At 70.3% G+C, this 23,724-nt stretch carries 24 protein-coding genes; 7 read left to right on the top strand and 17 right to left on the bottom strand.

Features of this window, described 5'->3' with window-relative positions:
- Window positions 1–2 precede the first annotated feature (2 nt).
- The 8 genes from ACZ6WN_RS05505 to ACZ6WN_RS05470 form a co-directional block, all read right to left on the bottom strand.
- Window positions 3–1,037: a phosphotransferase family protein gene (locus ACZ6WN_RS05505; RefSeq protein WP_465863217.1), complete on the bottom strand. Its 1,035-nt coding sequence runs from the start codon at window positions 1,035–1,037 to the stop codon at window positions 3–5.
- A complete protein-coding gene (locus ACZ6WN_RS05500) occupies window positions 1,034–1,669 on the bottom strand; it encodes an HAD family hydrolase (protein ID WP_465863215.1) in 636 nt (211 codons plus the stop codon). The genes ACZ6WN_RS05505 and ACZ6WN_RS05500 overlap by 4 nt, the downstream gene beginning before the upstream one ends.
- Window positions 1,666–2,649: an NADPH:quinone oxidoreductase family protein gene (locus tag ACZ6WN_RS05495; RefSeq protein WP_465863214.1), complete on the bottom strand. Its 984-nt coding sequence runs from the start codon at window positions 2,647–2,649 to the stop codon at window positions 1,666–1,668. Before ACZ6WN_RS05495 ends, ACZ6WN_RS05500 begins: the two co-directional genes overlap by 4 nt.
- Window positions 2,646–3,422 carry an SDR family oxidoreductase gene (locus tag ACZ6WN_RS05490; protein WP_465863212.1) on the bottom strand — a complete coding sequence of 259 codons (777 nt, stop codon included), beginning with the start codon at window positions 3,420–3,422 and terminating at the stop codon, window positions 2,646–2,648. The genes ACZ6WN_RS05495 and ACZ6WN_RS05490 overlap by 4 nt, the downstream gene beginning before the upstream one ends.
- On the bottom strand, window positions 3,422–4,177 hold the full coding sequence (locus ACZ6WN_RS05485; RefSeq protein WP_465863211.1) for an SDR family oxidoreductase: 756 nt from the start codon (window positions 4,175–4,177) through the stop codon (window positions 3,422–3,424). The genes ACZ6WN_RS05490 and ACZ6WN_RS05485 overlap by 1 nt, the downstream gene beginning before the upstream one ends.
- Before the next feature lie 89 nt (window positions 4,178–4,266).
- The gene (locus ACZ6WN_RS05480; protein WP_465863209.1) at window positions 4,267–4,872 is read right to left on the bottom strand and encodes a hypothetical protein; all 606 of its coding nucleotides are present in this window, start codon (window positions 4,870–4,872) and stop codon (window positions 4,267–4,269) included.
- A 295-nt stretch (window positions 4,873–5,167) separates the two neighbouring features.
- Window positions 5,168–6,274 carry a GuaB3 family IMP dehydrogenase-related protein gene (locus ACZ6WN_RS05475; RefSeq protein ID WP_091051839.1) on the bottom strand — a complete coding sequence of 369 codons (1,107 nt, stop codon included), beginning with the start codon at window positions 6,272–6,274 and terminating at the stop codon, window positions 5,168–5,170.
- 60 nt (window positions 6,275–6,334) lie between these two features.
- Window positions 6,335–7,153 carry a class I SAM-dependent methyltransferase gene (locus tag ACZ6WN_RS05470; RefSeq protein ID WP_465863207.1) on the bottom strand — a complete coding sequence of 273 codons (819 nt, stop codon included), beginning with the start codon at window positions 7,151–7,153 and terminating at the stop codon, window positions 6,335–6,337.
- Between the two features lie 179 nt (window positions 7,154–7,332).
- Here ACZ6WN_RS05470 and ACZ6WN_RS05465 point away from each other — a divergent pair, with 179 nt between their 5' ends.
- On the top strand, window positions 7,333–8,022 hold the full coding sequence (locus ACZ6WN_RS05465) for a winged helix-turn-helix transcriptional regulator (protein WP_465863205.1): 690 nt from the start codon (window positions 7,333–7,335) through the stop codon (window positions 8,020–8,022).
- Here ACZ6WN_RS05465 and ACZ6WN_RS05460 read toward each other — a convergent pair.
- A complete protein-coding gene (locus tag ACZ6WN_RS05460) occupies window positions 8,007–8,474 on the bottom strand; it encodes a DUF3224 domain-containing protein (RefSeq protein ID WP_465863204.1) in 468 nt (155 codons plus the stop codon). The two genes, ACZ6WN_RS05465 and ACZ6WN_RS05460, sit on opposite strands and share 16 nt — an antisense overlap.
- A gap of 62 nt (window positions 8,475–8,536) precedes the next feature.
- Here ACZ6WN_RS05460 and ACZ6WN_RS05455 point away from each other — a divergent pair, with 62 nt between their 5' ends.
- Window positions 8,537–9,334 (top strand): DUF6597 domain-containing transcriptional factor, encoded by a 798-nt coding sequence (locus ACZ6WN_RS05455; protein WP_465863203.1) that lies wholly within the window; start codon window positions 8,537–8,539, stop codon window positions 9,332–9,334.
- Between the two features lie 84 nt (window positions 9,335–9,418).
- On the opposite strand, the gene ACZ6WN_RS05450 is transcribed toward ACZ6WN_RS05455, so the two are convergent.
- Complete coding sequence (locus ACZ6WN_RS05450; protein WP_465863201.1) at window positions 9,419–10,246, bottom strand: helix-turn-helix transcriptional regulator; 828 nt, start codon at window positions 10,244–10,246, stop codon at window positions 9,419–9,421.
- Window positions 10,247–10,364: 118 nt separating this feature from the next.
- On the opposite strand from ACZ6WN_RS05450, the gene ACZ6WN_RS05445 reads away from it, so the two are divergent.
- Genes ACZ6WN_RS05445 through ACZ6WN_RS05425 form a run of 5 tightly spaced genes read left to right on the top strand, consistent with a single transcriptional unit; the run spans window position 10,365 to window position 16,592 of the window.
- Window positions 10,365–11,786, top strand: a complete 1,422-nt coding sequence (locus ACZ6WN_RS05445) for an MFS transporter (RefSeq protein WP_465863200.1) — start codon at window positions 10,365–10,367, stop codon at window positions 11,784–11,786.
- A 27-nt stretch (window positions 11,787–11,813) separates the two neighbouring features.
- On the top strand, window positions 11,814–13,040 hold the full coding sequence (locus tag ACZ6WN_RS05440) for an LLM class flavin-dependent oxidoreductase (protein WP_465863199.1): 1,227 nt from the start codon (window positions 11,814–11,816) through the stop codon (window positions 13,038–13,040).
- The gene (locus ACZ6WN_RS05435; protein WP_465863197.1) at window positions 13,037–14,386 is read left to right on the top strand and encodes an NtaA/DmoA family FMN-dependent monooxygenase; all 1,350 of its coding nucleotides are present in this window, start codon (window positions 13,037–13,039) and stop codon (window positions 14,384–14,386) included. Before ACZ6WN_RS05440 ends, ACZ6WN_RS05435 begins: the two co-directional genes overlap by 4 nt.
- A complete protein-coding gene (locus tag ACZ6WN_RS05430; RefSeq protein WP_465863196.1) occupies window positions 14,383–15,468 on the top strand; it encodes an LLM class flavin-dependent oxidoreductase in 1,086 nt (361 codons plus the stop codon). Before ACZ6WN_RS05435 ends, ACZ6WN_RS05430 begins: the two co-directional genes overlap by 4 nt.
- Window positions 15,465–16,592 (top strand): LLM class flavin-dependent oxidoreductase, encoded by a 1,128-nt coding sequence (locus ACZ6WN_RS05425; RefSeq protein ID WP_465863194.1) that lies wholly within the window; start codon window positions 15,465–15,467, stop codon window positions 16,590–16,592. The genes ACZ6WN_RS05430 and ACZ6WN_RS05425 overlap by 4 nt, the downstream gene beginning before the upstream one ends.
- A 48-nt stretch (window positions 16,593–16,640) precedes the next feature.
- Here ACZ6WN_RS05425 and ACZ6WN_RS05420 read toward each other — a convergent pair whose 3' ends face one another.
- The 7 genes from ACZ6WN_RS05420 to ACZ6WN_RS05390 form a co-directional block, all read right to left on the bottom strand.
- Window positions 16,641–17,429 (bottom strand): DUF1684 domain-containing protein, encoded by a 789-nt coding sequence (locus ACZ6WN_RS05420; RefSeq protein WP_465863192.1) that lies wholly within the window; start codon window positions 17,427–17,429, stop codon window positions 16,641–16,643.
- Window positions 17,430–17,446: 17 nt separating this feature from the next.
- Window positions 17,447–18,400 carry a transporter substrate-binding domain-containing protein gene (locus tag ACZ6WN_RS05415; protein ID WP_465863190.1) on the bottom strand — a complete coding sequence of 318 codons (954 nt, stop codon included), beginning with the start codon at window positions 18,398–18,400 and terminating at the stop codon, window positions 17,447–17,449.
- A gap of 38 nt (window positions 18,401–18,438) precedes the next feature.
- Window positions 18,439–19,230 (bottom strand): amino acid ABC transporter ATP-binding protein, encoded by a 792-nt coding sequence (locus tag ACZ6WN_RS05410; protein ID WP_465863188.1) that lies wholly within the window; start codon window positions 19,228–19,230, stop codon window positions 18,439–18,441.
- Window positions 19,230–20,195, bottom strand: coding sequence for an amino acid ABC transporter permease (locus ACZ6WN_RS05405; RefSeq protein ID WP_465863187.1), 966 nt, complete (start codon window positions 20,193–20,195; stop codon window positions 19,230–19,232). Before ACZ6WN_RS05405 ends, ACZ6WN_RS05410 begins: the two co-directional genes overlap by 1 nt.
- Window positions 20,196–20,408: 213 nt before the next feature.
- Window positions 20,409–21,908 carry an IMP dehydrogenase gene (gene guaB, locus ACZ6WN_RS05400; protein WP_378835047.1) on the bottom strand — a complete coding sequence of 500 codons (1,500 nt, stop codon included), beginning with the start codon at window positions 21,906–21,908 and terminating at the stop codon, window positions 20,409–20,411.
- A gap of 61 nt (window positions 21,909–21,969) precedes the next feature.
- Window positions 21,970–22,881, bottom strand: a complete 912-nt coding sequence (locus ACZ6WN_RS05395; protein ID WP_465863185.1) for a GNAT family N-acetyltransferase — start codon at window positions 22,879–22,881, stop codon at window positions 21,970–21,972.
- Window positions 22,882–22,935: 54 nt separating this feature from the next.
- Window positions 22,936–23,721 (bottom strand): DUF1684 domain-containing protein, encoded by a 786-nt coding sequence (locus ACZ6WN_RS05390; RefSeq protein ID WP_465863183.1) that lies wholly within the window; start codon window positions 23,719–23,721, stop codon window positions 22,936–22,938.
- Between the last annotated feature and the right edge of the window lie 3 nt (window positions 23,722–23,724).

Below are 23,724 nucleotides of genomic sequence, written 5' to 3'. Positions count from 1 at the left end.
GCTTACTGTCCCTTCATCGCGGTGATGCCCATGTCCAGGAGCGGGTGGATCCCGTCCCCGATCTTGTCGAAACCGGGCCCGACGGTCTGGCCCTTGAGGTAGCGGTAGTGGATCCCCTCGAGGATCGCGGCGAGCTTGTAGGCGGCCAGGCCGAGGTAGAAGCCGAACTCGCTCAGGTCGCGCGGGCTGGCCGCGTCGTAGCGAGCGATGATCTCGTCCTCGGAGAGCCAGCCGGGTGCGTTGCTGACGTCGGTCACGGTGCCGTCGCCGGAGACCGTGGCCATCCGCTGGTAGGTGAGCAGGATCGCCAGGTCGGTGACCGGGTCGCCGAGCGTGGCCATCTCCCAGTCGACGACCGCCTTGATCTGGTCGGCCTCGTCGGTGAGGACGTTGTCGAGCCGGTAGTCGCCGTGCACGATCCCCGGCCCGGTCGAGGCGGCCTCGGCGGCGCCCACCCGCGCTTCGAGCAGCGCGTGGAGCTCGTCGGCGGCCGGAAGATCGCGGGAGTACGACGCCTCGAGCTGCTTCTTCCAGCGGCGGACCTGCCTGCTCAGGAACCCCTCCGGGCGGCCGAACTCGCTCAGCCCTACCGCGGCCGGGTCGACCGCGTGCAGCGCGGCCATCACGTCGATGAGCTGCTCCGAGATCGCCCGGGTCCGCTCGGCGCCCAGCGGCTCGAGCTCGCGGGCGTAGCGGTAGGGCCGGCCGTCGACCTTCTCCATCACATAGAACGGCGCCCCGAGCACGTCCTCGTCGTCGCAGAACGCGAAGGTGTGCGGCACCGGCACGTCGGTCTCGCGCAGCGCGGTGATCACCGTGTGCTCACGCTTCATGTCGTGCGCGGTGGCGAGCACGTGCCCCAGGGGCGGGCGCCGGACGATCCACTCGTGGGTGCCGTCGGAGACGGCGTACGTCAGGTTGGACTTGCCCCCGGAGATGTGGGTCGCGCTCAGGGCGCTGCCCGCGCCGACGACGTTCTCGGCGAACCAGGGGCCGAGCCTGTCGAGATCGAGGCCGGGCAGGGATTCGGTCGTCACGCGGCACCTCCGAGTGCAGGAATCATGCGGGCGAGCGCTGCTCGGGTGCTCGCCGGGTCGGTATGGAGCAGGGCGTCGAGACCGACCGCCCGGGCCCCGAGGACGTTGGGCTCCGCGTCGTCGATGAAGAGGCACTCCTCGGCCGGGAGACCGAGCCTGCTCAGGGTGCGGTCGAAGATCGGCGCCTCCGGCTTGCGCATGGCGACCTCCTCGGAGATCACCACCACCTCGAACAGCGCGTCGACCTGCTTGCGAGGGTAGAAGTTGCCCCAGCTGTTGGAGAGCAGGGCGAGCCGGATGCCGGCGTCACGGAGCTCCTCGGCCAGCGCGAACATCTGCGGGTCGGGTCGCATCCCGGCGAAGAGCCGGGACAGGATGCCTTCGGGATCGACCGGGCTACCGTCGTACGTCTCCAGGCGGGCGGCCAGGAGCCTGTCGAACTCCTTGACCGAGAGCTCACCGAGCTCGAGGCGGTGGATCGGGGTGCCGGCGTCGGCGTAGCGACCCAGCCACTCCTTGAGCACCGTCGTGAAGCTCTCCGGCTTGATGCCGTCGGCCTTCAGCCAGGCCCGGATCGAGTCGCCGATCGGCGTGGTCAGCACCCCGCCGTAGTCGAAGATGACCGCCTTCATGCGACGTACACGACCCGTCCGACCGTGGTGCCGTCGGCAAGACGCTGGACGCCGTCGGCCACCTCCTCCAGCGACAGCTCCTCACTGACCAGAGGCTTGATCGAGCCCTCGGCCGCCATCCGGGTGAGCTCGGCGTGGCACTGCTTGACGAGCTCGGGGCCGAGCATGTTGTAGAGGCCCCAGTGGAGCCCGACGATCGAGTAGTTCTTGATCAGGGCGTGGTTGAGCGCCGCCTCCTGGATGCGGCCGCCGGCGAAGCCGATGATCAGGATCCGGCCCTCGAAGGCGATGCACTTGGTGGAGCGGTCGTAGGTGTCGCCGCCGACGGGGTCGTAGATCACGTCGGCGCCCTTGCCACCGGTGACCTCCTTGACCACCTTCACGAAGTCCTCGGTGTGGCGGTCGATCACGACGTCGGCACCGAGCTGCTTCGCCACCGCCGCCTTCTCGGGCCCGCCGACGACACCGATCACCGTCGCGCCGGCGGCCTTGCCGAGCTGGATCGCGGCGCTGCCGACGCCACCCGCCGCGGCGTGCACGAGCAGCGTCTCGCCGGGCTGGATGTGGGCGCGGCGGTGCAGCGCGAACCAGCCGGTCTGGTAGCCGATGTAGAGGCTCGACGCCTCGGCGTCGGTGAGCGCCTCGGGAGCCGCGAAGGTGGTCGCGGCGTCCATCAGGGCGAACTCGCCGAAGCCGCCGTACGGCAGGGAGCCGCCGCCGATCACGCGGTCGCCGACCTGGAATCCTTCGACGCCCTCACCGAGGGTCACCACCTCACCGCACAGCTCGACACCGGCGGTGAACGGCAGCTCAGGCTTGACCTGGTAGAGACCTCGGGCCATCAGGACGTCGGGGAAGTTGGCCGGACTGGCCAGCACCTTCACGACGAGCTGTCCGGCCCCGGGGGTCGGGTCGGACACCTCCTCGAGCCTCATCACGTCCTTCGGCTCACCGAGCTCGTTGATCCGCCACGCCTTCATACCTGTCCCTCCACGTGCTGCCAGAGTCGGTTCATCCCGCCGAGCCACTTGTCGGTCTGTGTCGCCCGCGCGGCGTAGTAGTCGCCCACCTCCGGGTGCGGGAGCACCAGGAAGCGGTCGTCGGTCGTCGCCTCCCAGGCGGCGTCCGCGACCTGCTCGGGCGTCAGCGCTCCGTCGCGGCTGAGCAGGCCCGCCATCGGCCCCGAGCGCTCGAGCATCCCGGTCTGCACGCCCTGCGGGCAGATCGCCTGGACGACGATCCCGTGATGGCGGTAGGTCGCCGAGAGCCACTCCGCGAAGGCGACCGCGCCGTGCTTGGTGACCGAGTAGGTCGGCGTACCGACCATCATCAGCAGCCCCGCCGCGCTCGCGGTCACCACGTAGCGACCGGCCTTGCGCTCGACCCATTCGGGGACGAGGAGCCGCGCTGCCCGGACATGGGCCATGACATTGACCTCGTACGACGCCTGCCAGTCCTCCTCGGGACAGTCCAGGCCGATGCCGCGGTCGATGCCTGCATTTCCGTACCACGCGTCGATCTGGCCGAGGTGGTCCTTCGCTCGTTCGACCAGGGTCGTCACGCCCTCGACGGAGGCCGCGTCACCGGCCACCGGATGGGCGCCGATCTCCTTGGCGGTCTCTTCGAGGCGTACGGCGTCGATGTCGTTGACCACGACGCGGACGCCCTCGGCGACGAGGCGGGCGGCCAGGGCGCGGCCGATCCCGCCCGCGGCGCCGGTGACGACGGCGGTGCTGTCGGGTGCGATGGGCATCAGACGCGTCCGCCGGCGAGGGTGAGGCCGCCGTCGACGGTGACGAGCTGGCCGGTCATCCAGCCGGCGTCCTCGGAGAGGAGGAAGGAGGCGACGCCGGCGATGTCCTCGGGGGTGCCGAGACGCTTGAGCGGGTAGGCCGCCGAGACCTCCTGCTCGCGGCCCTCGTAGAGGAGCTCGGCGAACTTGGTCTTCACCACGGCCGGGAGGATCGCGTTGACACGTACCTTCGGGCCGAGCTCGACCGAGAGCTCCTGGGTGATGTAGCTGAGCATCGCCTTGCTCGCGCCGTAGGTGGCGATGAGGGGCGTCGGGGCCAGGCCGGCCACCGAGGAGATGTTGACGATCGCGCCGCCGTGCTCGGACATCCACTGCCGCCAGACCTGCTGGGTCCAGCCGATCGGCGAGAGGCAGTTGACCTCGACGGTCTTGCGGGCCGACTCGCGGTCCATGTCGATCAGACCGCCCGCCTTCGGGTTGATACCGGCGTTGTTGACCAGCAGGTCGGCGCTACCGAACGTCTCGATCGCGGTCGTGACGACCTCCTCCTGGTGAGCCGGGTCGTCGGCCTTGCCGGCGATGCCGAGGGCGACGGCCTTGCCACCGAGCCCCTCGACCGCCTCCTCGAGCGCCTCGGGCTTGCGCGCCGTGATGACGACCTTCGCCCCCTCATCCACCAGCCGCTGGGCGATGCCCAGACCGATGCCCCGGCTGGCCCCGGTGATGATCGCCGTACGTCCCTCGAACCTCGACATGCTCAATCCCTCGTGTGCTCGGCTAATCTAAGCGCTTGCTTAGGTGGTGACAGCGGTCACTCTACGGGGTCGTCCAAGAACATGGAAGGTCACTGTCCAAGCAATGCCGAGAAGTCGGCCCGGTCGGTCGAGGCGTCACCCCGGTCGGGCGAGGCGGCACCCCGGTCGGTCGAGGCGGCACCCCGGTCGGGCGAAACGTCACCCCGGTCGGTCGAAGCGTCACCCCCGTCGGGCGAAACGTCACCCCGGTCGGTCGAAGCGTCACCCCCGTCGGCCCAAGCGTCACCACCGTTGGTCGAGGCGTCACCACCGTTGGTCGAGGCGTCACTGCCGTTGGTCGAGGCGTCACCCCGGTCGGCCGAAGCGTCACGCCCGTCGGTCGAGGCGTCACGCCCGTCGGTCGAGGCGTCACCCGGGTCGGTCGAGGCGTCACTGCCGCCGGTCGAGGCGTCACCCCGGTTGACCCAAGCGTCACTGCCGTCGGCCGAAGCGTCACCCCCGTCGGCCCATGCGTCATCTCCTGACGTCTCGACCGACGTACTTGACGCTTCGGCCGACCGGCGTGACGCTTCGGCCGACCAGTGTGACGTCTCGACCGGCGGGGGTGACGCCTCGGCCGACGTACGCGACGCCTCGGCCGACTGGCGTGACGTCTCGACCGACGTACGTGACGTCTCGACCGACCGGCCTGACATCTCGACCGACGTACGTGACGCCTCGGCAGGGTTCGACCGGGATCAGATTCCCGCGATGGCGGGAAAGCCCCCAGGTCGTTGTCGAGGCGTCACACAAACAGGCCGAGACGTCACCAGGGTGACGTCTCGGCCTGCGGGAGCGACCTCTCGGCCTGCGGGAGCGACTTCTCGGCTACGGCGGGTCAGCCGACGCGTAGATCTCGACGCCCGGTCGCGCCGGGCGCGCTTCGCTTGCCCGCCGCGCGCTTGCTCGATCTTGTCGCCGGCGCAGCTCCCTCGCTTCGCTCGGGACCTGCTAGCCGACGACAACCTCGATCCGCTGGAACTCCTTGAGGTCGGTGTAGCCGGTGGTGGCCATGGCGCGCTTGAGGGCGCCGACGAGGTTCATGGTGCCGTTGGCGACGTGCGAAGGACCGAAGAGGACCTCCTCGAAGGTGCCGACGGGCTCGAAGGCGACGCGCTCGCCGCGGGGCAGGTCGGCGTGGTGGGCCTCGTTGCCCCAGTGGAATCCCTTGCCGGGGGCGTCCGTCGCCCGCGCGAACGGGCTACCGACCATGACCGCGTCGGCACCGCAGGCGATCGCCTTGGCGATGTCGCCGGAGCGGCCGACGGCGCCGTCGGCGATGACGTGGACGTAGCGGCCGCCGGACTCGTCGAGGTAGTCACGACGCGCAGCGGCCACGTCCGCGACGGCCGAGGCCATCGGCACCGCGACACCCAGCACCGTCCGGGTCGTGTGGGCCGCACCGCCGCCGAAGCCGACCAGGACGCCGGCCGCGCCGGTGCGCATCAGGTGCAGAGCGGCCTGGTAGGTCGCGCACCCGCCCACGATCACCGGCACGTCGAGCTCGTAGATGAACTCCTTGAGGTTGAGCGGCTCGGCCTGCGAGGAGACGTGCTCGGCCGAGACCGTGGTGCCGCGGATGACGAAGAGGTCGACGCCGGCGTCGACGACGGCCTTGGCGAACTCCTTCGTACGCTGCGGGGACAGCGCCCCGGCAACGGTCACGCCCGAGGCGCGCACCTCACGCAGCCGCTCGGTGATCAGCTCGGCCCGGATCGGGGCCTCGTAGATCTCCTGCAGGCGCCGGGTCGCGTCGACACCGCTCAGCTCGGCCAGCTCGTCGAGCAGCGGCTGCGGGTCGTCGTACCGGGTCCACACACCCTCGAGGTTGAGCACCCCGAGGCCGCCGAGCTTGCCCATCGCGATCGCGGTCGAGGGCGACATCACCGAGTCCATCGGCGCCGCGATCAGCGGGATGTCGAAGCGGTAGGCGTCGATCTGCCAGTCGGTGCTCACCTCGGTGGTGTCGCGGGTGCGCCGCGACGGCACGATCGCCACGTCGTCGAAGGCGTACGCCCGTCGTGCTCGCTTGGCCCGGCCGATCTCGATCTCAGTCACAGGACGGATTGTTCCACGGGACCGGATCGAGATCGGAAAGGCCACACGCACCGACGGGGGCTAGCTACGCACCGCGGTCAGCAGCAGGTACTCCCACTGCATCACTCCGTCCGTGACATAGCGGTCCCCCAGCTCGGCGAGCGCGGCGTCGAGGGCAGCGGTCCGGGACTCGTCGTCGGCGATCCCGCGATAGGCGACGATCGTCGGGCCGTAGCAGGCCTTGAAGAAGTCACGGAACTCCGCACCGGTCGTGAACGCGTCGATCCCGACCGTCCGCTTCTCGGCCCGGACGTCGCTCACCGCGTCACCCAGGAGGCCGCGTACGTGGGTCTCGTCGCCCCACCGCGGAGGCGGCTGCGCACCCTCGGGCGGCGGCGCCACGAAGGGCTTCATCGCCGCGAACATCTGGCCGATGAAGCCCTCCGGCGTCCAGCTGATCAGCCCGATCCGGCCGCCCGGCCGCACCACCCGGACCAGCTCGGCGGCGGCCTTCTCGTGGAACGGCGCGAACATGATCCCGACGGTGGACATGGCGACGTCGAACTCGGCATCGTCGAACGGCAGCGCCTCAGCGTCGGCGACCTTCCACTCGATCGTGTCCGCATCGGCCTCGGCCGCGTGCGATCGCCCGATCTCGAGCAGGTCCGGCGTCAGGTCGCTCGCGGTCACCTCTGCTCCGGCGAGCGCGGCGGGGATCGCGGCGTTCCCGGTGCCGGCGGCGATGTCGAGTACCCGGTCGCCAGGCCCGATCCGGCAGGCCTCGACGATCACCTGGCCGAGCTCGGGGATGAGCTCGTCGGCGACCCGGGCATAGTTTCCCAGGCCCCACATGACGCGGTGGCGGGCCTTCAGGTCGGGTGAAACAGGTGTTGCGGTCATGTCTTCCTCCAAAGACGTGGACCCGAGATGTGATCTGGAGGCTTCAGCGTCACCCGGCCCGGCCGTCGGCGGATAGTGCCGGATCTGAACCGCCGCCGGTTCAGGATCTGTACTTGCCAGCCGTCCCCGTCAGCGGTCTACTGAGAGCAGGGATCTCGGGCTGCGAGGAAGGCGGTCCGATGGCGGGATACGGCCAGTTCTGTCCGGTGGCGAAGGCCATGGAGGTGCTCGACGAGCGGTGGACGCTGCTCGTCGTGCGCGAGCTGCTGCTCGGCAGCACCCACTTCAACGAGCTTCGCCGAGGCGTACCGAAGATGTCGCCCGCCCTGCTCTCCAAGCGGCTGCGCACCCTGGAGCGCGCGGGCATCATCCAGCGCCGCGGCGAGGGGCAACGTACGTCCTACCACCTGACCGACAGCGGCCAGGAGCTCGCCACCGTCGTCACCGCGCTCAACGAGTGGGGCATCCGCTGGGTCGGCGAGCTCGGCCAGGCCGACCTCGACCCCCACCTGCTCTTCTGGGACATGCGCCGCACGATCCCGATCGAGGTGTGGCCGCGGCAACGCACCGTGGTCGAGTTCCGCCTCACCGACGTCGACCCGAAGGCCGCCCGCTGGTGGCTCGTGGTCTCCGCCGACCAGGCCGAGGTCTGCGACTTCGACCCCGGGTTCGAGGTCGACGCCCGGGTCACCTGCAGCCTGCGTACGCTCACCGAGATCTGGCGCGGCGACCTCGCCTGGCCGATGGCGCTTCGCGCCGAGATGGTCACCATCGCCGCCGCCGAGGACGTACGCCGCGCCCTCCCCGCCTGGGTCGGCCAGTCCACCTCCGCCCACATCCCCCGCCCCCGCGTTCAGCTCCAGTCGTAGGAGAGGACGAAGCCGTACGCCTCCCCACCGCCCTCCTCGGAGAGGACCATGTCGGCCTCACCCACGAGCCCTTCGAGGCCGCCGGTGCCGAGGCCGGGGATGACGGTGAGGTGGGAGCGGACGGTCTTGTCGGCGTACGTCCCGCTGATCCGCCACACGCACGACCCCTCCTGGCCGGCGATGGAGCCGGTGAACTGCTCGTACGCCTCGAAGACCGCACCGCCGGCGGGGTTGCCATAGGCGCCGATCATCCGTGCGACGCCCGTGCCCTGGATCTCGCCGGCATAGGTGTAGTCGGTCTCGGCGGTGGTCAGGCCGCGGTGGGGGATGTAGACGTCGTCGCCCATCGTGGTGCCTTCGCCGTCGATGTCGACGTAGGCCGCCTCGTGCCAGCGCGCGACGGTCATCGTGGTGCTTGCCTTGTTGCTGTAGGTGTTGCTGTAGGTCGTCATGGGTCCAGCCTGCTCGCGGAACAGGGGCGCAGGATTGAAGGAACGCGCCATATCGTGGGGGCATGGCTGGCCAGACGGAGGGCAGGGGCTATCCCGACGCGATCGTGCGGCCGGTGACGGCCGCCAGGACGATCACGACCGAGCGGTTCGCGCCCTCCCCCGAGATCGCGGCGCACGTGGACTACCACTGGTACGTCGGCTGGGACCTCGAGCAGCCGCACGACCAGCAGGTCATCCCGCAGCCACGGATCCACGTCGCCGCCGAGGACGGTCGCCTGCTCGTCCACGGGATCGGCCGGCGCCCGTTCGTCCGGCATCTCACCGGCCGCGGCCACACGCTCGGCGTCTCGTTCCTGCCCGGCCTCTTCCGCCCGGTGCTCGGCCGTCCGGTCAGCACGATCGCCGACGAGGTCGTCGCGGCCGGGGAGCTCCTCGGCGTCGACGACCGGCCGACCGCCGACCTCATCCTCGCTGCCGAGGACCCGAAGGAGATGGCCGAGGCGATGGAGGCCTACATCCTCGCGGTGGGCCTCCCGACGGACCCGGTGGCCGACGACGTACGCCGCTGGGTGGCCCTCGCCGAGCACGACCGCTCGATCACCCGGGCCGAGCAGCTCGCCGACCACGCCGGCCTGAGCCTGCGGTCGCTGCAGCGCCTGTTCAGCGAGTACGTCGGGATCGGGCCGAAGTGGGTCGTGCAGCGGTTCCGCGTGCTGGAGGTCGCCGCCCGCGCCCATTCCGGCGACGTCGACTGGGCCGCGGTGGCCGCGGAGCTGGACTTCAGCGACCAGGCCCACCTGGTGCGTACGTTCCGAGACGTCGTCGGCGCTCCCCCGGCGACGTACGCGAAGGACCTCTAGCCGCGAGCTGTCGGGGTAGTCCGGGAGCGAACTGTCCATATACCCGCCAGTAATAGACAGTTCGCTACCGGACTACCCCGGACGTCACCCGCGAGCGAGCCGTTCCAGCGCGCCCGCAGAGGGTGAGCCGGGCTCGGCGCGGTAGAGCACGATCCGCTGGCTGGTCTCGGGGAGCACCATCGCCTCGTACGCCAGGTCCATCCGGCCGGCCACCGGATGCCGCAGCCGCTTGATCCCGTAGCCGCAGTCCATGACCGGATGCTCGGCCCACAGCTCGGCGAACAGGTCGCTGCGCTGGACGAGCTCGCCGACCAGGCAGCTGAGGATGTGGTCGTCGGGGTGCAGACCCGAGGAATAGCGCAGGAAGCCGACCATCTGCAGCCCGGTCGCCTCGGGGTCGACGAAGAGCTCGGGCCCGCCGGGCTCGAGGAAGAACCGGCGGACCAGGTTGGGGCGCACCGGACGGCCGGCGTACGGGGCGTCGAAGTCCAGACCGTGACCGAAGAGACGGTGACCGAGATCGTTCCAGGCGAGCACGTAGTTGGCGTGGTCGATGATGAGCGCCGGCCCGGGATAGTCCATCAGCATCGCCACCGCGCTCGGACGCGGCTCCTCGCTACGGCCGCTCGCCGAGGCGGAGAGGATCGGTCGGGCCAGCCTGCGCAGGTGATCGTGCTCCTCGGCGCTCAGCCGCAGCGCCCGGGCGAGCGAGTCGATCACGGCGTCGGAGGCGTTGTGATGGTCGGCCTGCTCCAGGCGGGTGTAGTAGGTCGGCGAGACGCCGGCCAGCATCGCCAGCTCCTCACGGCGGAGGCCGGGCACGCGGCGGGCGCCGTAGGACACCAGCCCGGCCTCCTCGGGACTGATCGCCGCCCGGCGGCTGCGCAGGAACTCTCCGAGCTCGGTCGTCATGGTTCCTATAGTGCGTCCGCGCGTCCTTTTCTTCCTGACCCTGTCAGTGCCAGGCACGCGGGTGGATGGCAGGACAGGTGTCTGGCTGATGCCCGTGCGCCGCACGAGCGTTGGTGTCATGACCACGACCACCCAGGCCGAGCCCGTACGCGACGCCGCCATGACCCGCGGCCAGCTGCTGGTGCTCCTGCTGCTGCTCGCCTCTCAATTCACTCTCACCGTTGACTTCTCGATCCTCAACGTGGCGCTGCCGACCGTCGGCGAGGACCTCGGTTTCGCCGAGGCCCACGTGCAGTGGATCGCGACCGCGTTCGCGCTGTGCGCGGCCGGGTTCACGCTGCTCTTCGGACGGATCGGCGACTACGTCGGCCGGCGGCGGGTCTTCCTGATCGGCATGGTCGCGCTGGGCGCGGCCTCGCTCCTCGGCGGGGTCGCCCGCTCACCCGAGCTGCTCCTCACCGCGCGCGTCGCCCAGGGCCTGGCCACCGCCGCGGTGACCCCGGCGGCGCTCTCGTTGCTGACCGTCTCCTTCCCCGAAGGACCGCTGCGCCAGCGTGCCCTGGGGCTGAACAGCGTGGTGATGTCGACCGGGTTCACCGCGGGCGCCGTGCTCGGTGGCGTGCTCACCGATCTGCTGTCGTGGCGCTGGGCGTTCCTGGTCAACGTACCGATCGCGTTGCTGGTGGTCGCCGTCGCGCCGTTCGTGCTGCGTGACTCGGCCGACCGGGAGCGGTCGCGGCTCGACCTGCCGGGTGCAGTCCTGGTGACCGGCGGCCTGCTGGCGCTCGTCTACGGCGCGACACGTCTGGGCGAGGCGGGCATCGCCGACGTGCGGGGCCTGGCGGCGATCGGTGTCGCGGTGGTCCTGCTGCTCGCCTTCTGGCGGGCCGAGTCCGTCCACCCGCACCCGCTGGTCCCGCTCCGGATCCTCACCCGGCGCACGATCGGGTTCGGCAACATCGCCGGCTTCGCGACCTTCGCCTTCGAGTCGTCGCTGGTCTTCGTGCTGACGATGTACCTCCAGCACGTCCTCGGCCTCGACGCGCTCCGGACCGGGCTGATGCTCGTCGCGATGGGGCTGGGGGCGATCATCGGTGGCTCGGTCGGTTCGCGGGTGATCGGGGCCTTCGGCGTACGCAACACCGTGGCGGGCGGACTCGCGATCCAGGCGGTCACCACCGGCGCGCTCGTCCTGATCGGACCCTCGGTCGGCTGGTTGTGGTTCCTCGGCCTGATGAACTTCCTCGGCGCCATCGGGCACGTCTCCGCGATCGTCGGGTTCATGGTCGCGGCGACCTCCGGGCTCCCCGACCACGAGCAGGGGCTGGCGACCGGTCTGGCGATGATGACCCAGCAGGTCGCGATCGCTCTCGGCATCCCGATCATGTCCACCGTCGCCACCGCCGCGGGCGGTGTCGCCTCGCTCGAGGCTCTGCACGTCGCCATCGCGGTCAACGCGGTCCTGGTCCTCCTCGCCGCCGTCGTGGTCGCCGCCGGGCTGCCCGACCGCCGGTCCACCCTCCGAAACTCACTTCACTAAGTTTATGAAGTCAGTAGACTTTTACCCATGAGCACGCCCACACCTCGTCTTCGACTCGCCGTGGCTCTCGACGGCGCCGGGTGGCACCCGGCCGCCTGGCGGGAGCCGGACGCCCGGCCCGGGGATCTCCTGAAACCCGGCTACTGGGCCGATCTCGTCCGGGAGGCCGAGATCGGCCTGCTGGACTTCGTCACGATCGAGGACTCGCTCTCGATCCAGACCGACGCACCCTTCGGCACCGAGGACGACGAGCGCACCGACCGGGTGCGCGGGCGCCTCGACGCCGTGCTGATCGCGTCCCGGATCGCACCTCTGACCAGGCACATCGGCATCGTGCCGACCGTGGTCGTGACCCACACGGAGCCGTTCCATCTCAGCAAGGCGATCGCGACGCTGGACTACGTGAGCCGGGGCCGGGCCGGCGTACGGGTTCAGGTGGCGCCGCGACCGCGCGATGCGGCCCTGCTCGGGCGGCGCGAGTTCCCGGAGATCTCCTACGCCGACCTGAGCTCGCCCGCCGGCGCGGAGCTGATCCGGGAGGCGTTCGACGAGGCGGCCGACTACGTCGAGGTGCTGCGGCGGCTGTGGGACTCGTGGGAGGACGACGCGGAGATCCGCGACGTCGCGACCGGCCGGTTCGTCGACCGCGACAAGATCCACTACATCGACTTCGAGGGTCGCCACTTCGACGTCAAAGGCCCGTCGATCACCCCGCGGCCACCGCAGGGGCAGCCGGTCGTGGCGGCCCTCGCCCACCGGGACCGGCCCTTCGAGCTGGTCGGCACCTCGGCCGACGTCGGGTTCGTCACCCCGCGGACGGCCGCCGACATCGCCTCGATCACCGCCGAGATCCGGGCCGCCCAGACCGCCGCCGGGCGCGACGACGAGACCGTCCACGTCTTCGGCGACATCGTCGTCGTCCTCGACGAGTCCGAGGAGGCCGCCCGGGAGCGGCTGGCCCGCCTCGAGGAGGCGGCCGGGTCTGCGTACGAGTCCGACGCGCTGATCTTCACCGGCACCCCGAGCGGTCTCGCCGACCTCCTCGCGACCTGGCACGCCGCCGGGCTCTCCGGGTTCCGGCTGCGGCCAGCGGTGCTCCCCGACGACCTGCGTCAGATCACCCAGAAGCTCGTGCCCGAGCTGCAGCGGCGCGGGCTCTTCCACGACGCGTACGACGAGACGACCCTGCGGGGCGCGCTCGGTCTGCCGCGCCCCGTCAACCGCTACGCCAACGCCGAGGGGACCCCCGCATGAGCAAGCCGAAGAAGCAGATCCACCTCGCCGCCCACTTCCCCGGGGTCAACAACACGACCGTGTGGAGCGACCCGGCGTCGGGCAGCCACATCGAGTTCGACTCGTTCGTCGAGTTCGCCCAGATCGCCGAGCGCGGTCTGCTCGACTTCATGTTCCTCGCCGAGGGGCTGCGGCTGCGCGAGCAGGCCGGGGAGATCTACGACCTCGACGTGGTCGGGCGGCCGGACACGTTCACGATCCTGGCCGCGCTCGCCGCGGTCACCGACCACCTCGGCCTGACCGGCACGATCAACTCGACCTTCAACGAGCCCTACGAGGTCGCCCGCCAGTTCGCGAGCCTCGACCACCTCTCCGAGGGCCGGGCCGCCTGGAACGTGGTCACCTCGTGGGACGCGTTCACCGGGGAGAACTTCCGGCGCCGCGGCTACCTGCCGCAGGGCGAGCGCTACGAGCGCGCGAAGACCTTCCTCGACGCCGCGACCCACCTGTGGGACACCTGGAAGGGCGACGAGATCCTCGCCGACAAGGCGTCCGGTGCCTTCCTGTCGACGCCGGCAGCGGGCGCGTTCGCGCACCACGACTCCCAGTTCGACATCAGCGGCCGGTTCAACGTCCCGCGCAGCCCGCAGGGCCGCCCGGTGATCTTCCAGGCCGGCGACTCCGAGGAGGGCCGCGAGTTCGCCGCCGCCAAGGCCGACGCGATCTTCTCCCGGCACAGCCATCTCGAGGACGGCCAGCGGTTCTACACCGACGTGAAGGGCCGCCTGGAGAAGCACGGGCGCCGTCACGAGGACCTGCTGATCCTGCCCGCAGCCACCTTCGTGCTCGCCGACACCGACGCCGAGGCCGTCGAGCTGGCCCGGGAGATCCGCTTGCAGCAGGTCTCTCCCGCGACCGCGATCAAGCTGCTCGAGCAGCTGTGGAACCGCGACCTCTCCGACCACGACCCCGACGGCCCGCTCCCGGCCGTCGACCCCTCGGAGAACGACGACCTGATCGCCAAGGGCCGCGCCAGCGCCCGCTCCCACGGCGACCGGCTCGAGCAGGCCGAACGCTGGCGGGCGATCTCGCAGGAGAAGGGGCTGAGCACCCGCGAGACGATCGTCGAGGTCACCGGCCGGCAGAGCTTCATCGGCTCGGCGGAGACGATCGCGTCCACCATCGACGACTACGTCCAGGCCGACGCGGCCGACGGCTACATCCTGGTCTCCCACATCACCCCCGGCGGGCTGGCGCCCTTCGTCGACCACGTGGTGCCGCTGCTCCAGGAGCGCGGCGTCTTCCGCACCTCCTACGAGGGCACCACCCTCCGCGAGAACCTCGGCCTCCGGGAGCCGACCAGATGAGGTTCCTGGCGATCACGCTCATCGTCCACCGGCCCGATCCGGTGACGGGGCAGCAGAAGCCGACGTACGAGCGGTTCCAGGAGGTCGTCGCGAACGCCGTCCTCGCCGAGGAGCTCGGGTTCGACGGGTTCGGGGTCGGTGAGCGGCACGAGCGCCCGTTCATCTCCTCCTCCCCGACGGTGGTCCTCTCGCACCTCGCCGCCCGTACGCAGCGGATCCGGCTCTTCACCGCGGTGACGACGCTGGCGCTGCTGGACCCGGTGCGGGCCTACGAGGACTACGCCACCCTCGACCACCTCTCCGACGGCCGCCTCGAGCTGATCATCGGCAAGGGCAACGGGTCCGCGCAGCGCGACCTGTTCCAGGTGACGCCGGAGGACCAGTGGGACCGGAACGCCGAGTCCTACGAGATCTTCCGGAAACTGTGGCGGCAGGACCGGGTCACGGCGACCCCGAGGTTCCGGCCGGAGCTGGTCGAGGCCGAGGTCTGGCCGCGGCCGCTGCAGCAGCCGGTGCGGGTCTGGCACGGCAGCGCCACCTCGCAGGAGTCGGTCGACCTGGCCGCCCGCTACGGCGACCCGCTGTTCTCGGCCAACGTCACCAACCCGATCGAGCCCTACGGCGAGCTCGTCGACCACTACCGCGAGCGCTGGGCGGCCTACGGCCACGACCCCGCCGACATCGCGATCGGCGCCGGGACGGCAGGGCTGTACGTGGCGCCGACCAGCCAGGAGGCGTACGCCGCCTATCGCCCGGTCTTCGAGGGCCAGCTCGCCTTCCAGGCGAGCCTCGGGCTCGAGCCGGTCTTCCCGACCCTGGAGGACTTCGTCGAGCGGTCCTCGGCGCTGGTCGGGTCGCCGCAGCAGGTGATCGAGAAGATCCACCGCTACCACGACCGCTTCGGGCACCAGGTCGTCCACGTCCAGGCCGATGCGAGCGGTCTGTCCGAGCAGCAGCACCGAGACAGTCTGGAGCTCTTCGCGACCGAGGTGGCCGCTCCGCTGCGTACCGCCCTCCCCGACCCGCCCTGGGGCTGGGGCTCCCCCACCCAAGACTCTGCCGACGAAAGGCCGGACGCATGAGCCGCACACCCCTCTCAGTCCTGGATCTCGTACCCGTCTCCTCCAGGGCGTCCGGCGCCGATGCGCTGCGCAACGCCGTCGCGCTCGCGCAGGCGACCGAGTCGTTCGGCTACCACCGCTACTGGGTCGCCGAGCACCATCTCAACCCCGGCGTCGCGGGCACCTCGCCGGCGGTCGTGCTGGCGCTGCTGGGCAGCGCCACCTCGACCATCCGGATCGGGTCCGGCGCGGTGCTGATGGGTCACCGGACGGCGCTGTCGACGATCGAGGAGTTCGGGCTGCTCGACGCCGCGTTCCCGGGGCGGATCGACCTCGGCCTGGGGCGCTCCGGCGGCAGGCCCGGTGCGTCGGGGCCACTGGACCTCCCGGTCGAGCTGGTCGACGGACGCACCCCGGAGGGCCTCCTCGTCCCGCCGAAGTTCGACCCTCGCGGGCTGCTCGGGTCGCCCCGGTTCCAGCTCCAGAAGGAGCTCCTGCAGCTACCCGGCGCGACCTTCGCCGACTACGGCGAGCAGATCGACACGATCCTGGCCTTCATCGACGGCACCTACCACGACGCCGCCGGCACCGCGGCGCGGGTCGTCCCCGGCGAGGGCGCCGAGCTCGAGCTGTGGGTGCTCGGCAGCAGCGGCGGCGAGAGCGCCGAGGCGGCCGGCAAGCGGGGGCTCCGGTTCGCGACCAACTACCACGTCAACCCCTCCGGCGTCCTGGAGGCGGCCCACTCCTACCGCACCGCGTTCGCGCCCTCCGACACCCTCGCCGCGCCCCACGTCGCCGTCTCCGCCGACGTGGTGGTCGCCGAGACCGAGGAGGAGGCACGCGAGCTCGCCACCGGCTACGGCCTCTGGGTCCGCTCCATCCGCACCGCCGAGGGCGCCATCCCGTTCCCGACCCCCGACGAGGCCCGCGAGTGGGAGTGGACCGAGGAGGACCGGGCCCTGGTCCAGGACCGCCTCGACACCCAGTTCGTCGGCACCGCCGCGCAGGTCGCCGACCAGCTCGAGATTCTCCAGCGGGCCGTCGGGGCCGACGAGCTCGTCATCACCACCATCACCCACGACCACGCCGACCGGGTCCGCTCCTACGAGCTGATCGCCGAGGAGTGGACCCGCCGCGGTCACTAGGGCCAGATGCTGACCGAGTTACCTCGGTGAACATTCAGCCGATCCGCCCTACGGCAGCTTCTCCCCCGCCTCGACCGCGACCGGCAGTCGGTTGCCGGCCGGCGGGAGCGGGCAGGTGGCGTGGTCGGTGTAGGCGCACGGCAGGTTGGTGGCGCGGTTGAAGTCCACGATCACGTTGCCGTCCAGGTCGGGGGCGTCGACCGAGAGCGACCGGTTGGCGGCGTACGTCGTCCTCCCCGAGGTCTGGTCGACGAACAGCACGTGCAGGGAGCCGGCCGCGAAGCCCGGGAACGCGATCAGGCTGTGCACCGCGTCGCCCACCTCGAACTCGATCTCGCCGACCGCCTCGTAGACGTGCTCGAGGCCGTCGACGACCGACCCGACGGTGGTCGGCACCGGCGTGTCATAGGCGACGAAACGGCCGGGCACAGCCCACCGCGGGTCGGGCGCATAGGTTTCGGTGCCGCGATAGCCGACCAGGACGGGGTTGTCGGGGTGGCGGGGGCGGATGATGTCGTTGCCGCCGCGCTTGGCGATCTCGACGACCGCGTCGCCGAAGGCGGCGGTGACCCCGCCACGCTCGTCGATCACGCCGAACGAGTGCCGGCCGGTGACCTCGACGCCGTCGACGAGCAGCGACTCACCCGGTGCCAGCGAGACCACGATGCCCTCGGGGCCGCTCGACCAGGCGCCGGGCACGTCGTCGTACGTCTCCGGCTCCTCGGCGAGCCAGCGGATCGAGGTGATCGCGAGGAAGCCGTGCTTGTCGGCGCGGCGCCGCTCGTGCTCCTCGTGCCATGTCGCCCAGTCCTGGGCGAAGGTGTCGGTGACGGTCATGAGTCCTCCCGGAAGGTTCAGAATGCCGGCTTCGGATTGAACTCCGACTTGTCGAGCTTTATGTCCGAAACGTCCCATTTCGTGAAGATCTTGTTGTAAGTCCCGTCGGCGATGAGGGCGTTGAGGGCATCGACGAGCACCGGCGCGAGCGGCGACTTCTTGGCGACGACGAAGCCGACGTCGGTGAGGCTGAGCTCGCCGAGGTACTTCAGGCCGGGCTGGTGGGAGACCAGGTACTTCAGCGACAGAGTCGGCCCGAAGTAGAGGTCGGTCTTGCCGTTCTGCAGGCCGAGCAGGATCGCGGCGTTGTCCTTGAAGTACTCCACCTTGTACGCCTTCTTGCCGGCCTTCTCGCACTCCGCGGCGCCGTCCTCGAGGATCTGCTGGAAGCTGGACCCCGGCGAGGTCGCGACGGTGTGGCCGCAGATGTCGGTCAGCGTCTTGACCTGGTCGAGGTCGCCGTCCTCGCGGGAGACGAACGACTGCCCGTCGAGCAGATACGTGGCGTAGTCGACCACCTGCAGCCGCTCGGAGGTGACCGCGAAGTTGGCCTGGCCGACGTCGTACTTCCCGCTCTGGGCTCCCGGGACGATCGTCTCGAAGCTGCCGAACTCGGTCTTCCAGGTCACCCCGAGCTTCGCCGCGAGCGCGTTGCGCAGGTCGATGTCGAGGCCGATCTGCTCGCCGGACTGGTCCGACCCACCGTGCGGGAGGTTCTGCTCCCCGGTCGCCTCGGTGGTGCCGAGGACGAGCGTCTTGGACTTCTGTACGTCGGCGGGCAGCCGCTTCGTCAGCGCCGGGTCGGCCTGGACGTCCGAGACGACGTCCTGGGTCGGGATCGCGGCCGGCTCGGCCGAGGAGGACCCGTCCGCCCCGATGCCGCGCTCGGCGTCACTGAGCGTGTCGGAGGCGTTGCCGCAGCCGGCGAGGGCGAGGGCCGCGAGGGCGACCAGGGCGAGCTTGAGCTTCATCTGTCGGTTCCTTGTCTGGGGGTCACAACGTCTGGGGGTCACAACACAGCGGAGAGGAACGCCCGAGCGCGCTCATGGGTGGGAGAGACGAGTACGTCGCCGGGTGCCCCGGCCTCGACCAGCCGGCCCTCGTCGAGGAAGACGACCTGGTCGGCGACCTCGCGGGCGAAACCGATCTCGTGGGTGACCACGATCATCGTCATCCCGGTCCGGGCGAGGTCCTTCATCACGCCGAGCACCTCGCCGACCATCTCGGGGTCGAGCGCGGAGGTCGGCTCGTCGAAGAGCATCAGCTCGGGCTCGACCGCGAGCGCACGGGCGATCGCCACCCGCTGCTGCTGGCCGCCCGACAGCTGCCGCGGGTAGGAGCGCTCCTTGTCGGCCAGACCGACCCGGTCGAGCAGATCCCGTCCGCGCGCCTCGGCCGCCCGGCGGCGTACGCCTGCGGCCAGCTGCCCCTCCAGGACGTTCTGCAGCGCGGTCTTGTGCGGGAAGAGGTTGAACTGCTGGAACACCATCCCGATCCGGCTGCGCTGGCGGGTGATCGCCCGGTCGGAGAGCTCCCTCAGGCTCTGTCCATCGCCTCGAGCTCCGCCTCGGCCAGTGTCCTCACGCCGGTAGCCGATGATCTCGCCGTTCACCTCGACGAAGCCGGCATCGGGCTTCTCCAGGTGGTTGACCGTACGCAGCAACGTCGACTTGCCCGACCCCGACGGTCCCAGGACGACCGCCACCGAGCCCCGGGCGACGTCGAGGTCGATGTCGTCGAGGACCGTGTGGTGGCCGAACCGCTTGGTCAGGCCTCGGACCCGCACGAGGGGCTCGCTCATCACACCACCTCCAGGTCGCGACGCGGGCGTGAGCGCGGCACGAGCGGCAGCTGGCCACGCCACAGCCGCCAGAACCCGGTGCGCGCACCCTTGCCGCGGGCGTAGTAGCGCTCCACGAAGAACTGGATCGTCGACAGGATCGTGACCAGGATCAGATACCAGATCGTGGCGACCAGCAGCAGCGGGATGACCAGGTAGTTCTGTGCGTAGATCAGCTGCACCGAGTAGAGCAGGTCCTGCACCGCGATCACCGAGACGATCGAGGTGCCCTTGAGCAGCCCGATCAGCAGGTTCCCGGAGGCCGGGATGATCGCCGGCATCGCCTGGGGCAGCACGATCCGCCAGAAGATCCGGGCCTTCGACAGGCCGAGCGCCTTGGCCGCCTCGGTCTGCCCCGCCTCGACCGAGACCAGGCCACCGCGGATGATCTCGGCGGCGAACGCGGCGATGTCGAAGGTCAGCCCGACGAAGGCCGCGAGCAGGCCGCTGAACAGGTGGGCCGTCTCGATCGTGACGAACGGCTTCAGGAACGGGATGCCCAGGCTGATCTGCGGATACAGCGAGGCCATCTGGAACCAGAAGAGCAGCTGCAGCAGCGGCGGGACGCTCCGGAAGAACCAGATGTAGACCGCGCTCACCGAGCTCAGCACCGGGTTCGTGGAGAGCCTCATCACCGCGAGCACGATGCCCAGCAGGTAGGAGCTCACCAGCACCGCCGCGGTCAGCCACAGGGTCAGCACGAGCCCGTCGAGGATGGACGGCCGCAGGAAGAACGCACCGACCACGTCCCAGTGGTAGCGCGGGTTCGTCACCAGGCTCTTCACGATCTCGGCGACGACCAGCAGCGCCAGCGCCGCCGAGATCCACTGGCCCGGTTTGCGGCGCGCGAGGAGCCTGGCACCGAGGAGCTCCTCGTCGCCGTCGCGGGCGAACAGGGGGCGACGAACGGCCTCATCCACACTCACGCCGCCGCCTCCGTAGCGCAAGCGCAATCGTACGGAGGCGGCGGCGTGTGGAGCCCTTGGTTCACTCGCTGACGCTCGTTCACGCGCGACCACCTCCAAATGTCGAGTAACTTGCTCAACATTCTATCCGCGGGAGGTCTCGCTGGATGCAGCATCCGGGAAATGGGACGAGCCCCGAACCCAACGGGGTTCGGGGCTCGACGCGCTCGAGGCTCAGAGGTGGTAGTTCGGAGCCTCGGCGGTGACCTGGATGTCGTGGGGGTGGCTCTCCTTGAGCGAGGCCGAGGTGATCCGCATGAAGCGGCCCTGGCTCTGCAGCTCGGGGATCGTGCGCGCGCCGACGTAGAACATGGTCTGGTGCAGGCCGCCGGTGAGCTGGTGGGCGACGGTGGCCAGCGAGCCCTTGTAGGCGACCTGGCCCTCGACACCCTCGGGCACGATCATGTCGTCGTCGGTGACCTCTGCCTGGAAGTAGCGGTCCTTGGAGAAGGACTTCTTGCCGCGCGACGACATCGCGCCCATGGAGCCCATGCCGCGGTAGGCCTTGAACTGCTTGCCGTTGATCAGGACCGTGTCACCGGGGGTCTCCTCGGTGCCCGCGAGCATCGAGCCGAGCATCACGGTGTCGGCACCGGCGACGATGGCCTTGCCGATCTCGCCGGAGTAGCGCAGGCCGCCGTCGGCGATCACGGGCACGCCGGCCGGCTTGCAGGCCAGGCTCGCCTCGTAGACGGCGGAGATCTGCGGCACGCCGACGCCGGTGACGACGCGGGTGGTGCAGATCGAGCCCGGCCCGACACCGACCTTGACGGCGTCGGCGCCCGCGTCGACGAAGCTCTGGGCGCCCTCCTTGGTCGCGACGTTGCCGCCGATGACCTGGACGTGCTTGGTGGCCGGGTCGGTCTTGAGGCGACGGACCATGTCGATCAGCATGCGTACGTTGCCGTGGGCCGTGTCCGCGACGAGCACGTCGACACCGGCCTCGATGAGCGTGGTGGCCCGCTCCCAGGCGTCACCGAAGTAGCCGATCGCCGCACCGACGAGCAGACGGCCCTGGGCGTCCTTGGAGGCGTCGGGGAACTGCTCGGACTTCACGAAGTCCTTGACCGTGATCAGCCCGGTGATGCGGCCGTCGGTGTCGACCAGGGGAAGCCGCTCGAGCTTGTGCTGGCGCAGCAGCTTGGTGGCCTCCTCGCGCGAGATCTCGGCGGGGCCGGTGATCAGGTCCTTGGAGGTCATCACCTCGTTGACCTTCGTGGTCGCCCACTCCGCGACCGGGGTGAACCGGAGGTCGCGGTTGGTGATGATGCCGATCAGCTTCTGGTCGACGTCGACGACGGGGAACCCGGAGATCCGGTATTCACCGGCGAGCTTGTCGAGCTGCTCCAGCGTCGCGTCGGGGCCGATGGTGACCGGGTTGGAGATGATCCCGGTCTGGGTGCGCTTGACCAGGTCGACCTGGTAGGCCTGATCCTCGATCGACAGGTTGCGGTGGAGCACGCCGATGCCGCCCTGGCGGGCCATCGCGATCGCCATCCGCGACTCGGTCACGGTGTCCATCGCCGCGGAGATCAGCGGCACCCGCAGGTTGATCTCGCGGGTCAGCCGGGAGGTCGTATCGATGTCGGACGGCGCCAGATCCGAGTATCCAGGCATCAGGAGTACGTCGTCGTAGGTGAGGCCGAGCGTCGCGAACTTCTCCGGGATCTCCATGAAGAGATTCTACGGTCAGGCTCCCGCGGGGCCGAAAACGCCAGGAGTCGTCCCGATGAATCTAGGTCCGCAACGGCTTGAGGTCGCGCACCGGCACCTTGACGGTCAGCAGGTCGCCGGCCATCCGGATCCGGCCGCGCATCCCGGCGGCGAGAACCATCGGCAGCACGGCCTGGTTGTCGGACTGGGTGGTGAGCAGGATCTCGTCGGCGCCGAGCATGTGTGCGAGCTTGGCGGTGTCGACCAGCAGCCTGGTGCCGATGCCGCGGCGCTGCCAGGCCGGGTCGACGCGCAGGTTGACGACGCGTACGTTCTCGTCCTCCTCGGTCGGGGCCAGGACCTCGCCGATGCCGACGGCGACGCCGTCGATCAGGGCGGTGACGGTCTCCCCGGTGACGACGAGGTCGGGGGTGCTCCCGGTGCCCAGGCGGCGTACGGGCGGGGTGGTGCCGATCGCCGCCGACTCGCGGCTGCGGTCGAGGACATCGTTGACCAGGTCGGCCATCGCGGAGCCGCGGGCGTGCTCGGTGGCGGTGAAGGGGGCCGTGCGGTGCAGCTGGACGTCGACGTCGGCGACCCGCAGCTCCATCGTGTCGTGGACGACCCCGGGCGGGGCCTCGGCCTCGGCGTCGAAGAGCTGGGCGACCACCTCCGGGAACGACATCGGCCGCTCCAGGACGTGCCGGGCCGCCTGCACATAGCGCGTCGGCTGGTCGGCCAGAGCCGCCTCGGTGGCGGTCTGGATGACGATCCCGTCGCCACCCGCGGAGGAGATCAGGTCGCAGATCTCCTTCTCGCCCCAGCCCTCAGGGGTACGCAGCACGAACTCGTCGGTGACCTGGGCCAGCCCGGGGAAGATCTGCATCCCCAGGATGTTGACCCCGGCCTCACCGCAGCGCTGCGCCAGCACCGCCAGCGTGCCCGGTCGGTCCGGCAGCGTCGTACGCACTCTCCACAACATCGTCCCCGCCATGAGCCCTAGTCTGCCTGTTTCCCTGTTTCTGGTCCGTTACCCACGGTTAAACCTTCAGTCCGCGGGTGGTCGAGGCGGGGTCTGCTCGCCCGCTTCGACAAGCACGTCGATGTGGTTGCTCGCGGGCGGGAGCGGGCAGGTGGCGTGGATCGTGTAGGCGCAGGGCATGTTGGCGGCGCGGTTGAAGTCGAGGACGACGGTGCCGTCGACCGGCGGGTCGACGGCCAGCTGACGGCAGGCGGCGTACGTCGTCACGCCGCTGGTCTCGTCGGTGAACAGCAGCCACAGCTCGCCGTCGCCCCCGTCGAAGGCGATCAGCCGCTGCGGGCGACCACCGACCTCGAACGCGACCTCCCCCACGGCGTCGATCACGCTCGAACGACCCTCCACCACGGAGCCGACCGAGATCGGGCGGCTCGTCTCGTACGCGGTGAAGGCGGCGGTGATCCGCCACGCCGGGTCCGGAGCGTACGTCGGGGTGCCGGTGTAGTCGCGCAGGAACGGCCCGTCGGGCTGCCGCGGCCGCAGCACCGGGGTGCCGAAGCGGTCGGCGACCTCGACCGTCCCGGCATCGAAGGACGCGATCACGCCGACGGGATCGACGTGCCCGAAGACGTACCGCCCGGCGAGCTTGGCGCCGCCGAGCTCGAGCCACTCACCCTCGCCGAGCTCGACGACAGCGCCCTCCGGACCGTTCGACCAGACACCCGGGATTCCGGGGAACCTCACCGGCCTGGGGCCCAGCCAGTGCAGGCCGGTGATCGCCAGGAAACCCTCGGGACTTCTCAGCCCGGCTTCCCGCTCATCGCGCCACCGTTGCCAGGCCTGCTCGAAAGTCACGCG

The sequence above is a fragment of the Nocardioides sp. NPDC054178 genome (assembly GCF_055585005.1).
The sequence above is the reverse complement of the archived record's forward strand: the minus strand, read 5'-3'. Positions and strand labels throughout refer to the sequence as shown.